12 protein-coding genes and 1 pseudogene are annotated in these 14,726 nt (G+C 40.0%); 3 read left to right on the top strand and 10 right to left on the bottom strand.

The features are described 5' to 3' along the window. Positions 1–1,826 precede the first annotated feature (1,826 nt). Genes OO773_RS03600 through OO773_RS03610 form a run of 3 tightly spaced genes read right to left on the bottom strand, consistent with a single transcriptional unit; the run spans position 1,827 to position 4,902 of the window. Complete coding sequence (locus OO773_RS03600; protein ID WP_064430246.1) at positions 1,827–3,359, bottom strand: hypothetical protein; 1,533 nt, start codon at positions 3,357–3,359, stop codon at positions 1,827–1,829. 9 nt (positions 3,360–3,368) lie between these two features. Continuing rightward, complete coding sequence (locus OO773_RS03605; RefSeq protein ID WP_064430245.1) at positions 3,369–4,046, bottom strand: hypothetical protein; 678 nt, start codon at positions 4,044–4,046, stop codon at positions 3,369–3,371. After that, positions 4,021–4,902: a phage protease gene (locus tag OO773_RS03610; RefSeq protein WP_006564643.1), complete on the bottom strand. Its 882-nt coding sequence runs from the start codon at positions 4,900–4,902 to the stop codon at positions 4,021–4,023. The genes OO773_RS03605 and OO773_RS03610 overlap by 26 nt, the downstream gene beginning before the upstream one ends. 126 nt (positions 4,903–5,028) lie before the next feature. On the opposite strand from OO773_RS03610, the gene OO773_RS03615 reads away from it, so the two are divergent. Together OO773_RS03615 and OO773_RS03620 are read left to right on the top strand one after the other, a co-directional pair. Further along, entirely contained in the window at positions 5,029–5,493 is a 465-nt protein-coding gene (locus tag OO773_RS03615) for a phage protein GemA/Gp16 family protein (RefSeq protein ID WP_064429818.1), read from the top strand. Further along, positions 5,462–5,755, top strand: coding sequence for a hypothetical protein (locus tag OO773_RS03620; protein ID WP_034377027.1), 294 nt, complete (start codon positions 5,462–5,464; stop codon positions 5,753–5,755). The genes OO773_RS03615 and OO773_RS03620 overlap by 32 nt, the downstream gene beginning before the upstream one ends. A gap of 16 nt (positions 5,756–5,771) precedes the next feature. Here the strand turns inward: OO773_RS03620 and OO773_RS03625 are convergent, their stop codons facing one another. The 6 genes and pseudogenes from OO773_RS03625 to OO773_RS03650 all read right to left on the bottom strand — a co-directional run bounded on the left by OO773_RS03625 (position 5,772) and on the right by OO773_RS03650 (position 12,844). After that, positions 5,772–6,392 (bottom strand): hypothetical protein, encoded by a 621-nt coding sequence (locus tag OO773_RS03625; RefSeq protein WP_073115555.1) that lies wholly within the window; start codon positions 6,390–6,392, stop codon positions 5,772–5,774. 204 nt (positions 6,393–6,596) lie between these two features. Then, complete coding sequence (locus OO773_RS03630; RefSeq protein ID WP_176485177.1) at positions 6,597–7,244, bottom strand: YggS family pyridoxal phosphate-dependent enzyme; 648 nt, start codon at positions 7,242–7,244, stop codon at positions 6,597–6,599. Position 7,245: 1 nt separating this feature from the next. Beyond that, the gene (locus OO773_RS03635; protein ID WP_006564640.1) at positions 7,246–9,063 is read right to left on the bottom strand and encodes a menaquinone biosynthesis decarboxylase; all 1,818 of its coding nucleotides are present in this window, start codon (positions 9,061–9,063) and stop codon (positions 7,246–7,248) included. Continuing rightward, positions 9,064–10,638: a phosphoglycerate dehydrogenase gene (gene serA / locus OO773_RS03640; RefSeq protein WP_006564639.1), complete on the bottom strand. Its 1,575-nt coding sequence runs from the start codon at positions 10,636–10,638 to the stop codon at positions 9,064–9,066. It lies immediately after the preceding gene. 9 nt (positions 10,639–10,647) lie between these two features. Continuing rightward, complete coding sequence (locus tag OO773_RS03645; RefSeq protein ID WP_050780214.1) at positions 10,648–11,172, bottom strand: hypothetical protein; 525 nt, start codon at positions 11,170–11,172, stop codon at positions 10,648–10,650. Between the two features lie 8 nt (positions 11,173–11,180). After that, positions 11,181–12,844, bottom strand: a pseudogene (locus OO773_RS03650) (30S ribosomal protein S1). Positions 12,845–12,916: 72 nt separating this feature from the next. On the opposite strand from OO773_RS03650, the gene OO773_RS03655 reads away from it, so the two are divergent. Further along, complete coding sequence (locus OO773_RS03655) at positions 12,917–13,768, top strand: glycosyltransferase (protein WP_034375125.1); 852 nt, start codon at positions 12,917–12,919, stop codon at positions 13,766–13,768. On the opposite strand, the gene OO773_RS03660 is transcribed toward OO773_RS03655, so the two are convergent. Continuing rightward, positions 13,743–14,678: an LPP20 family lipoprotein gene (locus tag OO773_RS03660; protein WP_006564637.1), complete on the bottom strand. Its 936-nt coding sequence runs from the start codon at positions 14,676–14,678 to the stop codon at positions 13,743–13,745. The two genes, OO773_RS03655 and OO773_RS03660, sit on opposite strands and share 26 nt — an antisense overlap. Between the last annotated feature and the right edge of the window lie 48 nt (positions 14,679–14,726).

Raw genomic sequence — 14,726 nt, forward strand, 5'->3', positions numbered from 1 at the left:
ATTTTCTTTGGCGATATTTTGATCTAGCCCCGCGCGCATCATCTCTATTTTAGTGCGCGCCATAGCCTCTAAGTAATCTAGTTGGGCGTTATTGCGCTCTTGTGCCATAGAATCATTTAGCGCATTGATCAAGCGTTTTTGTTCTTTTAGGGCTAAGTTCTTGGATACGCCCGCTTTGATCCATTCTTTAGTTTTTTGCTTGATGTCATCAATCTTTTTAGCATATTCGCTCATAGAGGAGCGGGTTAGATCATGCAGGGCTTTAGCTAGTTCCTCCGCTTTTTTTGGATCAACATCTTTTGTAATGTTCCACTCAAGCGCGCCTAATTTAGTGGGTTTGCTAGCGGTAGTTTGGACTTTGGGCACAGAGATGACCCCTTTAGTTTTTGCCTCCACTTGTGTGGGCATTGATAATGGCTTGATCTCTTTTGCTAGCGCGCTTATCTCATTTTTTAGGGCGGTTTTAGTGGCCTTAATAGAGGCGGTAGCTTTTTTTAGAAACTCCGGAGCAAAGCGCCCTAGCCCATTGTTAGCGGTTTGCAAAATGGAGGAGAATACCTCCACATAATAAAGCCCAAAAGCTTTCATGCCAATTTTTAGCGCGTTGATAAAGTTATGCCAAAGGGCTTTTAGCGTGTATAGCGCCTTTTCCCAAAGTGCGCGCATGGATTTAGCTAAATCCTCCCAATTGCTCGCAATGTAGGCAATTCCAGCAATAATGGCCGGGATAGCCATACTTCTTAAGGCAAGGCTAATGCCTCTAAGAGATAACGCAAAAGCCCCGCCCGCGCTGGCCGCTGCTGTAGTGTAGGCGGTGTAGGCTTTAGTGGCCACACTGACCGCTAATACCTGCACTTTATAGGCTAAAAACCCCGCCCCTAGCGCAATAATCACGCTTTTATATTTGGCTAGAGTGGCTAAAATATCTTTAAAAAGGTTTTTATTTTGATCTAGTATGGAAGTCCAGCCACTCAAAGTCTTTTTGATATTCTCAAAATAAGGCTCTAGTGCGGCTTGTTTAGCGTTATTGAAGGCGTTAACAAAATTGCTCCAAGTCTCCTCAAAGCTCCCGGCGGTGAGTTTGGCAGTCTCTTTGAATTTGCCCATTTTCTCAAGCATTAAGTTAGCTAAATTGCCCTCATTTTTAGCCTTGCTCATAGCCTCCGTAGTTAAGCCCAAAGAATTGACAAAACGCCCAAAGTCTGTAGCTGTTGCTACTGTGCCCGCGCCTAGACTATCTAAAGTTGCTTTTAGGCTGTTGACATCAGCCCCGCTGACTTGCGCGGTGTAGGCTATTGCCTCCATAACCTTTAGCGCATCTTTAAGGCCCATTGATTTAGCGGCGGTGGAATAAAAAGATTTGAACATGCCCCCTAAATCATCAAGGCTAAATTTAGTAGCCAACTGGATACGATCAAGTTCTTTATAGGTGTTAGCGGCCGCTTGAGTGGAGAGTCTCCACTTATCTAACACGCCTAAATGATTGCCCAGACTATCGGTATTTTTAGCGTTAGTGTAGATCAAACTAGTTAGTGAGTTTTTCAGTTGTTCATTTGCTGAAATGGCTTTAATCGTGCTAGCCACTTGCTGGGCAAACAACCCGCCCACTAAAAGCCCGGCTAAATTCTTAAAGCTAGCGATATTATCTTTAACTTGATTATCAAGTTCTTTTAGCTTTTTTTCTTGTTCACGGGTGGCGCGGGTGTTTTGCTCTGTAGTTTGGGTGCTTTGTTCGGTGCTCTGTTGGAGTTGCTGCACTGATTGGCGCGCGCGGCGAATTACGGGCTCGCCATTGACATTAAGCGTGATATTATAGATACTGCCATTCATAGTTTAAACCTTAAGCCGCGTTTAAAATGAAAGCGCCGTTTTAGGCCATTTCTAATCGCGCCATAGTCAATAAAGGGCTTAGATCGCACAAGCCGCATGGCAAACTCAAGCGCGTCTAAACAATCATCATGGGCACAATTTGGGTAGCTTTCAAGCTCATTAATGAGCTCATGGCTGTATTTTTCAATGAGCAAAGCGCGATCCGATAAGAGTGGGGCTAAACTATCCAGCCTAATTGCTTTATTAATCGTATTTTTTAGTTCAATCGGTCTAAAAAGGCTTAAGCCAAGTTCTAAAGCGCGCTTTTTTAGCTGATCTTTAAAGAAGACTTGAAAGGCCACCACTTCAATCCCCACTTTGACAAAAGGGCAGATACTTTGGGCGCGCTCATAAGTTTCTAAGCAAATATCAATCATTTTTTCGGGCTTTTCTTTGTAGGCGCGCACACTCCCAAAGTAGCGCACTTGCGCGCGGCTAAAATACACCACCGCGATAGCAAAATAATCGCCTTTATTTTTGCCAAGTGCTGGATCAATGCCCATATAAATACTATCTATTAGATCGGGTAAGTCTGTATAAGTCTCAAAGTTGCCTAAAATGGCATCAGTGCTAGCTTTTGGGGTGTTTTGAAACTCAGCAAAAAAGGCGCTTTTATTGGCTAAAAACTCCATGAGTATTTCTTTTTTGTCTAGGCTAGGATCATCTAAAATAACGCTTTGCATATCGTATTGATCGATATTTTCAGGATTTAGCCCGTCAATGTTAGCGCCAAAATCAAGCACTAGCGGAAAATCATAGCTTTTAGCATTCCAGCGATCGGCTAATTTTAGAAGTAAGCAATCCTCATGGAGCGTAGTGCCCACTACTAAAATATTGTAATTGCCTTTGCGCGCGGGGAGCTTTAAAATCGCGCTTTCAAATTGTTTAGCCACATCTTCGCGGTATTTCTTAGAGTGAATACGCTGCCCATTTTCTACATCATCACAAATGATTAAGTCAGGGCGCTTTCCTAGAAAGTTCAAGCCGCGTATGCTCTCCTCAATGCTATAGCTTTTGATCTTTTTAGGTGTGCTATCAAAATTAATCACTAACTCGCTTTTGCGCCAAGTAAAACCCTTATCAACTTTAAAATCTTGGATAAAAGCGGCGTTATTTTCACATTCTACCTTTAGCCATTCTATGGTCTCCTCTGTATCCTCTTTTTTATTGCCAATATAGATCATGTAGTTTCTATCACCACGCACAAATAACCACAGCACAAGCATACGCCCTAACAAAGTGGTTTTATACGCGCCCCGATAAGCTTTAAAAATACAGATTTTGGAGGCCTCAAGGTAGTTGCGTATATTAGAAAAAATAGCCTCCCTAAAGGCGCTTGTATCTTGTTTGTCTAAATGGTGAACAAAATAGCTATAACAAAAATCTTTGAAGCTATTTAAGGCCATTTGTTTACGCTGTGCGCTTAAATCGGCGTTAAAGCTGTATTTAAGCCCCTTTAAATAGTTCTTTAAGTCTCCAAAGTCAGACATTTTAAGCCTTCAAAGAATTAAAAAACCAAAATGAGCAATATAAAGCCCTTGATCTGCATTAATGCTCAAGCGCGCGCCTTTTTCTGCCTTAAGCACAGCGCTAAAAGTGTTTTTTGAATCGCTTAAATCAAAAAAATATTCTTTATGATGCACACCTAAGGAGCATTTGGCGCTAAAAGTTTTATCAGTGCGCACCTGCAGTGGGTGATTTTCAGCGCTGCTATTTTCTGCAAATTCTGCGCGGTTTATTTTTAAATAACACACCCCAAAACAGCCCAAAAAGTAGCCAAGTCCTAGAGTTTTGCGCCCAAGATAGGTGGGCACTGGCTGCAAAGTTGGGCTAAAACTTAAATCGGCTAGATCAATAAAAAGCCTATCTAAATCAACACCAATAGACTGGTAAAAATTAAGATCAAAGCTAACTAATAATGGATCTGAGCCTAAAATTAAGCCTTGATTGTGTTTATCAATAGCCTTATTTAGGCGATCTATGCCATTTTTTAGGCGGTTTTGGAAGTCTTTCCTATCTGTTGGAATAACGCCATCAATTTGGCGGTTTTCTTGCGGCTTACAATAGGTTTTGAGATTTTCAAGGTTATTTGAAAGCTTTTTAAGTGTTTGATCAAAGTTAAGATCACTAACTGAAACACTTGGCGGCAGATCAATTTTGGGAAGTGGCGCTAACATGGCCAAATTGTCCTAATTGGCGTTCGATCAATTCAGCTAAGGTGTTATGCGGTGTGGCCTGCACTTTGTTAAGCTCAATTTTATTATAAATCGCGCATGCCTCAAGCTTATAAATCTCAATGGCCTCATCAAACGCCTCATCATTTCCCTTAAAATCCATAAGCGCGCCCGCTCGTTTGGGCAAAATCGCATTATTGGCTACTAAGTTTTTTATCTGTTTAGCGCGTTTGGCTTGGGTTTGTACCTGTGTGTTTTCCTCTGTATCGCTATCCTCCTGCTCCTGCCCCTCATTTTTAGCCTCAAGAAGTTTTTTAAGCTCCTCTATCTGAATGCTTAAGTTAGCCAGCGCGTTAAAAAGTGGTTTTAGCGCCTCATCTAAATTAACGGAGGCTTTTCCCTCTTGTGTTTGGGCGGCTTTTCCCTCTATTTCTTGGCCTTTTTGTGGCTCTAATTGCTCTTTTTGTATTTCCATTGGTGCTCCTTGTATTGAATTTAGCGCCTGCTTGAGAATGTTTGGCGTGTTGACTAGTGAAAGGCTTGTGATTGTCTGCACATTATTATCTTTATCTACCAAATACGACGGGCTTAAGTAGCGATAATGTTTTTCAGATACCAAATATTGGCTATTTTTGTTCAATTCTAAAAGGCCATAAATGCCGCTATCATCTAATCTTAGGCTTGCATTTTTGATCCAGCCAATAGCGCTGCCTTCATGATCAACATTTACCGGTAAATCAAGTTGACTTTTTTTAAGCGCTTCAAATACGCTTTTCTCTACCACAAAAACGCGGCCGTCAATGCCCTTAATTCTGCCCAGTGGGCTTAACATCACTTCAAGCGGCTTAAAATTTTCCATGCGCTCATTTTGCCAATTCTTAGATACATCTTTTGCTTTTCTATGCTAAAATGAGGCATGGATAAGGAAGTTATAGAAAAGACTTCTATAAGGAATTTGGCACTAATAAGCCTGATAGGGGGGAGTATGACAGAAAAGCAAAAAGCTTTTAGAAAAAGCCTCTTAGCCCAAATCCACATGGAGCCACTCCAAAAATTATTAGCAAAGTCTGGTATCTGGGAGCGCTGGCTAAATGAGCGCTTTTATGTCACAAGTTGCAAAGATTTAGCCATTGAACACCTTATAGATGTGTTGGCCTTATTGCGCCGCTCCTCTGAGCGCTACAAAAGAATTAGAGATCCCAAAGCGCCGACAAAAAAACAAGCCAACTTAATCGCCGATCTTTTAGATGATTTAGATATGACTTTAGCGGATTTTGAAAAGTTAGCATGGCGGATTTGCAAAACGCGCACAAATGCACTCACTAAGCAACAAGCTAGTCACCTCATCTTCGCGCTTAAAAACATGGTAAAAGTACAAGAACAAAAATTTTGCCAACTAGCCATTAATGATCCAAACTATGTCCCTAGCTACCTTAAAAACAACCAATAACCAGTATTTAGACTTTGAGACTTTCAAGGCGCTAGATTATAAAAGTGTTTGTCTTTTGTATGGAGGGTGTCAAGTTAGTTTTCATAAACCAAGAACTAGCCACAAGGAGGCGCGCAAAAAACATAAGGCAATCGCTCTCCACTATGCCAAACTAGGCAGAAAAAGCACACTACAAAAATTTAAGATCACAGCAAGTTACTTGGATTTTGTGTTAAAAAAGACTAAAAGACAAGGGTTTAACACCCATTCAACCCCCGTTTAGTAGGGGTTTAGCGCGTTTACTCCTCCTCTGAGAAATCCCTTAATTGCATTTGTCGGATATGAGCGCTGTGAGCCTGTGATGTTAAAAAAAAGCCACTTAGTTCTATGTCCCCCTCTATCATCTCCCTAATAATGGTATAAACGCGCGGAAAAGCCATGCTAAAATCTGGTTTGTTAACCCGCTCTAACTCTAAATAATAATCATACATGGCCTTATAGCCCTTGCGTGGGGCGCTGCTGCCGATTGCTAAAATAGCTTCTCTTAGTAGTTCTTTGTTTACTTTGGTTTTTCTTTTATAGTAGTCTAGGCGCTTCTCACTCACATGATAGGTTCTTTTTGGATCAAAATTAAGCTTATGTTCTTTGAAGTACTTGCGCCATTCACCCAGCTTGCTAAGCCATTTCATTAGTCTTGATTGTCGCACTTCAGCCCCGCGTGTTTCATACAAGACATGCAAAACAAGCGCGGGCGCTATCTCACGGCGGCATTGATCAATAAATGATATTAGGCGGTATTTTTCCTCAAAGGTAAAATGTCTTTTTGTTATATCAAAGTCCGCCATTTCTTGGCGTACATACTTTTCTACCTCTTTGATCTCAGCGTTTCTAGGATTATAAGGGTTGTAGGCTGCTTGCATGGCAGAACAATACACAATGGGGAGTAAAACACCCCTTCTTTAAGGGAGGGCTTTTTAACTAAAGGCCTCAACAGCTAGCATAAAAGGCTTGTGTTTGCGCTTACAAGGCTATTTCTGTAGCGCGTGGGTAGTCTTAACCCAACTAAGATTACAAAGTGCTCAGGGCTTTATCCTAAGATCGCGTGACTAGATAAAGTTTTTTAATTAATTTTCAAATAACGCATTCCCAATACGCACCATATTAGACCCGCAGGCAATGGCGATTTCAAAATCTCCACTCATGCCCATAGATAAAATCTGAGCATGGGGTAATTGATCAAATAATTTTTTGGCTTTTTTAAAAACACTTTCTGTTTGTACTCTAGTTGCATTAAGAGGGCCAATAACCATAAGACCTTTTAAGTGGATTTGTGGGCAAGTTTGGCTAATAGTTAAATAGGTTTGTAGGGCTAAATTAGGACTGATACCACTCTTACTAGATTCTTCTGCAATATTGACTTGTAAAAGGGCGTTAAGAGGTTCTTTAGCACGAGTTTGGATCGCCTCAGCCAATTCTAAAGAGTGCAAACTATGTAAAAGAGTGGGTTTTAAGGCTAGAAGTTTGTTGATTTTATTGTGCTGTAAGACTCCTAACATGTGCCACTCTAAGGGTAGGTCTTGCAAGGCATTAGATTTAGTTTGATAATCCTGAATTTTATTTTCTCCAAAAGCGCATTGGCCACAGGCATAAAGGGCTTTAATTTGTTCTATGGTGGCGTATTTAGAGACGGCGATGAGTTGTACGGGGTGGTTAGAATGGCTGGCTTTTTCAATCCGTATAAGAAGTTGTTCTAGTTTTTTTCTAAAATCCATATTAACCCTTAGGAGAGGTATAAATGTGATAGTGTTTATAAAGTGCATCGCTTAAAGGGGGAATGAGATTTTGCTTAGCTAGCTTTTCAAGCACTTTTAAAGAACAATCCGTCTCTCTAGGCCATGTGCGTTTGTGCTCCTGTATATTTTTATCTGTAGCGTCTATGCAAATTAAAGAGGCGCTTAACCAAATATCTCGCTGGGCGTCTATATTATTAACCACACGCCAAAGTAGCATGTAGGGGTTATTTAAATCGTTTTTGCATGCATCTACTAGAATGATTGCGCTAAGGTGGGGATAGAGGGGCTCTAAATTTTTAAGCTCAGAATTAAGCGGGTTTGTTTTAGCCACCCCTACTAGTACAATGGGGTTTTTAGTGTGTGTGCCGTATTGCTTTAAAGTTTGGATAGAGGGCATAAGAATTTGTAAGCGTTCTAAAAGAATATCATCATTTAAAGGGGTTTTAGGGTGGGGGGTGATCTCTAGGGCATCTATGCCTAATTTACCCCCAAAGGCATAATCAGGGCTAGCATGATCGAGGGCATCACAGATACCTTGTGTGATAATTGTTTTAGCTAGATTAAGATGATTTAAAATGTATTCAAAAATAGCCGGGTAGTTGGTTAATGCGGGCGCATCTGCACCTACAAAAATGGCGTGTTTAACAAAACTCATCTGGCCTGTACCCCAAAAGTGGTGCATGATTTGGCTAGCATGTCCGGGATAACTGGGCTTTATTTTTACTAGGATAAAGTTATGAAATACCCCATTTTCTGGCATGTGATAATCCAGTAAACCATGCGCACTTTTTTGTAAAATGGGTAAGAAGAGTCGTTCTGTAAAAAAACCCATGTATTTATCCTCAACTGGAGGCTTACCCACCACGCTAGCTAAATAAATGGGATTTTGCTTTAAAGCTAAGGCGCTCACTTCTAGCACGGGGTAGGGCTCTTTGGGGGTGTAAAATCCGGTGTGATCGCCAAAAGGACCTTCTAAACGCAACTCATTAACATCTACCCACCCCTCAAGGATAATATCTGCATCTATGGGTACACAAAGTGGATTAGTTTTACAAGGCATGAGCAAAGCGCGCTTATTTCTTAATAGCCCGTAAAGAGCTAGCTCAAACATTCCATAAGGCAAGGGCGCTTGTCCACACCAAGTATAAAGTACATCGCCTCCAATAGCCACACTCACAGGCATTTTTACCCCTGCTTGTTTATAGGCATGGAAAAAGTGGTTAGCATCTTTATGGATTTGCCAATGCAAACCTAAATGATTTTGATCATAAACTTGTAGACGATAAAGCCCTAAGTTTTGGTGTTTGCCATCTAAGCTTTTAGTATAAACTTGCCCCATAGTGATAAAGGGAGCAGCATCTTCCTCCCAAGTGGTTAGAATGGGCAATTGATAAAGATTGATCTCTGCATCTAAAAAATAGCGGTGAGAAGATGGCCTTTTAGAGATTTTAGGCAGGGTGTGATACAACGCGCCTAGATTTTTAAGACAAAACCATAAATCTTTCAAATTCTTAGGTTTTTTTAAATTGAGTAGGGTTTGGAGTTGTTGTCTGCAGGCCTCAATGGGTCTATTTAAAATTATCTCTAAACGCTCTTTTGAGCCAAAAACATTCATTAAAACAGGAATATCAAAAACGAAATTATCTTTAATGGGTTTATTAAAGAGTAAAGCCTGTCCACCTTTGGGTTTTTTAGCCTCAATGTAGGCAATATGGGGGATTTCTAATCTAGTATCTAGGGGCGTATCAATAACGCGCAAAGCTTTAATGGCTTGTAATTTAGCAACGAGTTCGTGCAATTAAATAGAAACCAAGCACACGCTTAAGCAATAGGGGATTTCTTGCAAAGCGTGTAAAATTTTAGGGCTAATAGAGGCATCTACTAAAATAACAGCTAAAGCCTCTTGTTTGCTATTACGGCCTAAACGGAAGTCAGCAATGTTAATATCATACTTAGCTAGGGTTTGGCCTACATTGCCAATCACTCCGGGTTTGTCTGTATTTTTAAATAAGATCATCGTCCCCTGAGGCTTAACATCCATTTCAAAGCCATTGATATTAGTAATTTTTAATAAATTATCCGCAAAGACCGTCCCGCTTACTTGGGTAGTTTGGCTAGGGCTACTCATGCATAGCGTGATTAAATTAGTATAAGGCGTGGCATCTTCTAAAGTTTTGATACTAAGGGTGATATTGCGCTCTTTAGCAATAAAAGGGGCATTAACATAATTGACTTTCTCGCCTAGAGTTGGCTTAAGTAAACCCATAAGCGCAAAGGTAAGTAGCGAATTAGAATATTCTTTAATAGGACCAGCTAAAATTAACTCTAATCCATTGCACGCATCTTTATTAATTTGTGAACAAAGAAAGCCTAGTTTTTGGGTGAGGGATAAATAAGGTTTAGCATAGGGGGCGATGTTTTCTTGAATGGGGATATTTAGCGCATTAGGATAACTACTCCCTCTTAGTGCTTCTAAAGCAGCTTGGATAGCCTGCAAAGCGATTTGTTCTTGAGATTCTAGCGTGTTAGCGCCAATATGAGGAGTTACATAGACATTTTCTAGGTCTAAAAGCGGGTTATTAATCCCGGGTTCTTTGCTAAAGACATCAAGCCCTAACCAGCGTATTTTGTGAGATTTAAGAGCATTATAAAGCGCCGTCTCATTATAAAGCCCCCCTCTAGCACAATTAATTAAAATCACCCCCTCTTTCATCTGCGCAATTTGCTCTGCATCAATAATATTAATGGTTTCTTGGTTTTTAGGGGTGTGGATTGTGATAATATCGCAGGCTAAAATATCGTTAAAGTTTTTAGTATAAATCACGCCTAAATCGGTGGCTTTGGATTTGGAAATATAAGGATCGTAGGTATACACTTCCATACCAAAGGCTAGTGCACGCACCCCCACACGCGAACCAATATTGCCAAAACCAATAATGCCCAATTTCTTACCAAAAAGCTCTGTGCCATACCAATCCTCGCGTTTCCAAAGCCGTTTAAGTTTAAGCTGAGCATTAGCCCCGGGGAAACAACGCACCGCATTTAATAAATGCGCCATAGTGAGCTCTACGGCAGCAATAGTGTTAGCTGTGGGTACATTCATCACCACAATCCCTCTTTGTGAGCAATACTGTATATCCACATTATCCACCCCCACGCCAGCCCTTACCACTGCCTTAAGCGTATGTGCTTCTTTTAACATAGAGGCATTAATAGCAGTCATGCTACGGGTGATGAGTACATGAGCATCTTTAATCGCTAAGGGCAGTTCATCTTTAGGGAGGTTAGAATAATCTACAAAGGTAAAATCTCGCTGCTCTTGTAAAAGTTTTAACCCCTTTGGGTGGATAGGATCACAGATAGCAATGTGCACGGTTATCCTTTAATCAAATTCATAGGGAATTTGGTAGTATTTAAGATCATCTAAAAATTGTTTAGCCGTACTAGGCAGATAGATAATTAAAGTTGTCTTTTTATCCTTTTGATCCATCGCAAAATCCACATGTTTAGCTTTAAGAATTTCATGCAAACAAAAAAGTTTATAGGTATCTAAATTCCTCACTAATAATTTGCGTCTGGGGACATTATCTAAAAATTCAATGGCTAGTTTGCGTTCCACAACAGGGTAGCTAAAATCCTCTTTTCCTTCAGCAAATCGGATATGGTTTTCGTGTAAAGATTTGACAAAGGAACTCTTATTTTCTGCACTTGTTGAATCTTGTTGGTTTAAATCAGATTGCTGGTTTGTGATACCTAAAAGCGTAGAATACACATTTACACCAAAAGAAGATCCTGATGCAGGCCTTTTGCCTTCATAGATATAGGTTTTATAGCCAAGATAGGCCACCACAGCTAAGGCGACGCACGCCATAAACCCAAGCATTAATGAGCGAATTATAGCGCGCATAGCTCAGTTTAAAGTTTTCCTACTAGTTTATCTCCTAGTGTCATCTTGGTATTTGTATTAAAAGCGTGTAATTGTTCTTGCTCTTTCTTGCGCTCTAAGCGACTCACAGAAGCGCGGACTCTATGGTGATTTTTTTCAATAGCAACCACTACACCGGCAACACTATCGCCCATTTTAATTTCCTCTTTTTTGAGTGGGTATAAATCCTCTGTTTTGATGAGTACATCAATGTGATCCACGCTTACAAAAATCCCAAAATCTTTCATGCCAACTACTTTACCCTCAATCACATCTCCAACGCGGTACTTTTGGCTAAATTTTTCCACAGGGGAGGGCTGGGCAAACTTCATTTCTAAAGAAATTTTTTCCTCCTCTTTGTTGATCCTTAAGATTTTTGTCTGAATCACATCTCCGATTTTAAAGTGTTCTTTGCACTTTTTGTCTTGTTCCCAAAACGCATCTTTATTATGCAAGAGCCCATCTACACCCCCTAAGTTGATAAAAGCGCCAAAATCTGTTAGGGTTGCAACCTTGCCCTCAACCAAATCCCCCACGCGGTATTTTGAAACAAATTCATTAAAGGGTTTATCAGAAAGTTGCTTGAGAGACACCCGTAAACGGCGGTTTTTGCTATCAATTTCAATGATTTTTACATCAATTTCTTGGTTTAAAGACAAATAATCTTGGGGGTGTTTGACATCTTTATTCCAAGAGATTTCAGAGATGTGTAAAAAGCCCTCAATATCATTACCAATATCTACAAATACGCCATAACTCTCAATATTGCTCACCACAACTTTAATGGCATAACCTACTTTTAGCTTAGTTTGGATTTCATTCCAAGGATTTTCAATGGTGGCTTTAACAGAGAGTAAAAGGCGTCTCTTTTTTTCATCATAAGAGAGAGCTCTAACTTGCACAGCATCGCCTTCTTTAAAATACTTAGCCGGGTTAGTGGAGCCGCGATGGGTAATTTCTGTGTAGTGTACCAACCCTTCTACACCCTCTACCTCTACAAAGGCGCCAAAACTTGTAACGCTTTTGACTATACCCGTATAAATAGCTCCCGATTCAACAAGTTTTTGGGATTGCTCATGTTGGTATTTGCTATACACATCAAAAAAGCGCTTACGAGAGACAGAAATTGATCCATTCCCGGATTAATGGCTATAATGCATGCCTTAATATGTTTGCCACAATGTTTACTTTCTCTTTTTAAAGAGGATTGGGACTTAGATAAGAAATATTCCACACCCTCTGCATCTGTTATAATATAACCGCCCTTATTTTCTCTGGTGATCTTGCCTTCTATAATCTTGTCTTTATAATCTTCGCCTAAAGCTTGGATTTTTTCTTGGTTTTTTATAAAAGACAAGGCGCGTTTGTAAGAAACACTGGGTTTTTCACCCTTTTGAGAGACATAAACCTGAATGGGATTATTAACCTCAAATAGCAAACGACCCTCGCTGTCTTTAATTTCACTTAATGCCAAACGCCCCTCTGTTTTGCCCCCTACACTCACCATAGCATAGCCCTCAGATTCATTAATAGAAACAACCACGCCCTCTTTTAGCGCCCCTTTTTGTTCAATCTCTTCAGTGTGCATATATTCCTTCATGTATTCTTGAAATTCCTTAGACTCATTGTCTAGGAATTCTAATTTTTTGCTCATAAACAACCTTCCAAAAATAATATTCAGCGCATTATAACCCTTATTTACTTACAATTGGTAAAAAGGCCAAAGATGGGTGTTACTCTTATGAGGAATGTCTACTTTAAAACGGTTTCTCTTATCGTTACAACTTATAACCAAGAAGCGCATTTAAGTCTAGTGTTAGATTCAATTTTGCATTTAGTTGTCTTCCCTAATGAGGTGTTAATCGCTGATGATGGGAGTGAGCAATCCACCGCGCTTTTAATTAAGAGCTATGTTTCTTCTTTTAAACAAAAAGGCATATCACTCAAACATATTTGGCAAGAAGATTCAGGTTTTAGAGTTGCTAAGAGTCGTAATAATGCCATTTTAGAAGCGCGTGGAGAGTACATTGTTATCATAGATACAGATACCATCCTTAGCCCTCTATTCATCTACGATCATTTATACTTTGCCCACCCTAAAGTTTTATTGCAAGGAGGGCGGATTTTTTTAACACAACAAGAGAGTCAAAAGATTTTAAGCCAAAGAGATCTGTCTTTGACCCATTCTAAGAGGTCTTATAAAAATTACCGCAATCTAGCTCTAGCCTATCTTGTTTATAAATGCCACCAAATCACGCGCCATATTTTTCAAAAGAAAACCATGATTAAGGGCGTTCGTAGCGCCAACATGAGTTTTAGTAAAAAAGATTTTTTAGCCATTGATGGGTTTAATGAAAACTTTATTGGCTGGGGCAGAGAGGATAGCGAATTTGTTGCCCGTTTTCTTTTTAATCAAGGTGTGATGAAAATACTCAAATTCTGCGCGATAACCTACCATGTTTGCCACAAGGAAAATAAGCGCGATCTCCTCCAAGAAAACCACATCCGCTACTTACAGACCTTGCAAAAACAAAGGATTAGTTGGAGAGAGTCTAAAACTCTATCTTATCCGAGTTAACATCAGCCGTACCCGCCCCCACGCCATTTTGATAATTCCTCATTTGTTTAAACACTTGGGCTTTAGTGCGCTCAATTGCAGCCCCACGGGTGTTTTGATCGGCATTGATGTGTTTAGAATAAATAATATCCCCTTGACAATTTTTAATGTTAATGTCTAGCCCGATATGAAACTGCCCATTGCCCTCACTGGTATAAATCTTATTTTCAATGCGGTAATACCCCGGATCACTAGTCTGCTGGATAAAGCGGGCATATTGACCGGTGATGGCATCGCTAATTTCATTATCCGCTCCATTGCTAAATACAAGATTGGCCTTAGGCTTGGGGCTATTATCCTTGATGATGTTTTGGTAAAACTTGACAGGCATATAAGCACGGCCATAGGCACTCAATATTTCTTGCAAAGGCAATAACTTATCCAAAACGCTTTGGATTTGCTGTTTTTGCTTGATAAAAATACCCCGACACCCTTTAGCCGGCTTTAAAGGGGCTAGCGTGTTATAGGCCTCTGTATAGCGTTTAGATAAAAGATTTAAAAAGATATTTTTATCCAAACGCAAGCGGGTATAACACACATGTCTATAACATTCCTCCTTATCTGTCTGGACATTAACAAACTTAATAGAATCTACAATAAGTTGGATATTTTGGCTAGAATGTTTTGTGATCTTTTTATCAATACGGGTGGTGTCGCTTGTGGTGTTACTAGAAACATGCACAGAGATACTACTAGCCAAATCATTGAGTGCCTTTTGCTTAGCCTCTTCTTTAGTATCTGCCATGCCACTCCCATAGAAATACCCTACCCCTTTAGGGGCATTTTGATACCAATGTGGCATTTGTGGAACTGCTTGGAGAATGAGAGGTAAACTTAAAAGAGTCACCCAAGGTTTTTTTGCAACTAACATAAAAAACTCCCTTAAACTAGTCGCCTTATCCTAGCATAACTATAGTTA

This window comes from Helicobacter suis HS1, assembly GCF_026000295.1.
Taxonomy (GTDB): domain Bacteria; phylum Campylobacterota; class Campylobacteria; order Campylobacterales; family Helicobacteraceae; genus Helicobacter; species Helicobacter suis.

Bases quoted from the DNA above. Each gene is read 5' to 3' on its own strand.
- OO773_RS03600 (WP_064430246.1), bottom strand. From the start codon at position 3,359: ATGTCTGACTTTGGAGACTTAAAGAACTATTTAAAGGGGCTTAAATAC.
- OO773_RS03605 (WP_064430245.1), bottom strand. From the start codon at position 4,046: ATGTTAGCGCCACTTCCCAAAATTGATCTGCCGCCAAGTGTTTCAGTT.
- OO773_RS03610 (WP_006564643.1), bottom strand. From the start codon at position 4,902: ATGGAAAATTTTAAGCCGCTTGAAGTGATGTTAAGCCCACTGGGCAGA.
- OO773_RS03615 (WP_064429818.1), top strand. From the start codon at position 5,029: ATGACAGAAAAGCAAAAAGCTTTTAGAAAAAGCCTCTTAGCCCAAATC.
- OO773_RS03620 (WP_034377027.1), top strand. From the start codon at position 5,462: ATGTCCCTAGCTACCTTAAAAACAACCAATAACCAGTATTTAGACTTT.
- OO773_RS03625 (WP_073115555.1), bottom strand. From the start codon at position 6,392: ATGCAAGCAGCCTACAACCCTTATAATCCTAGAAACGCTGAGATCAAA.
- OO773_RS03630 (WP_176485177.1), bottom strand. From the start codon at position 7,244: ATGGATTTTAGAAAAAAACTAGAACAACTTCTTATACGGATTGAAAAA.
- OO773_RS03645 (WP_050780214.1), bottom strand. From the start codon at position 11,172: ATGCGCGCTATAATTCGCTCATTAATGCTTGGGTTTATGGCGTGCGTC.
- OO773_RS03655 (WP_034375125.1), top strand. From the start codon at position 12,917: ATGGGTGTTACTCTTATGAGGAATGTCTACTTTAAAACGGTTTCTCTT.
- OO773_RS03660 (WP_006564637.1), bottom strand. From the start codon at position 14,678: ATGTTAGTTGCAAAAAAACCTTGGGTGACTCTTTTAAGTTTACCTCTC.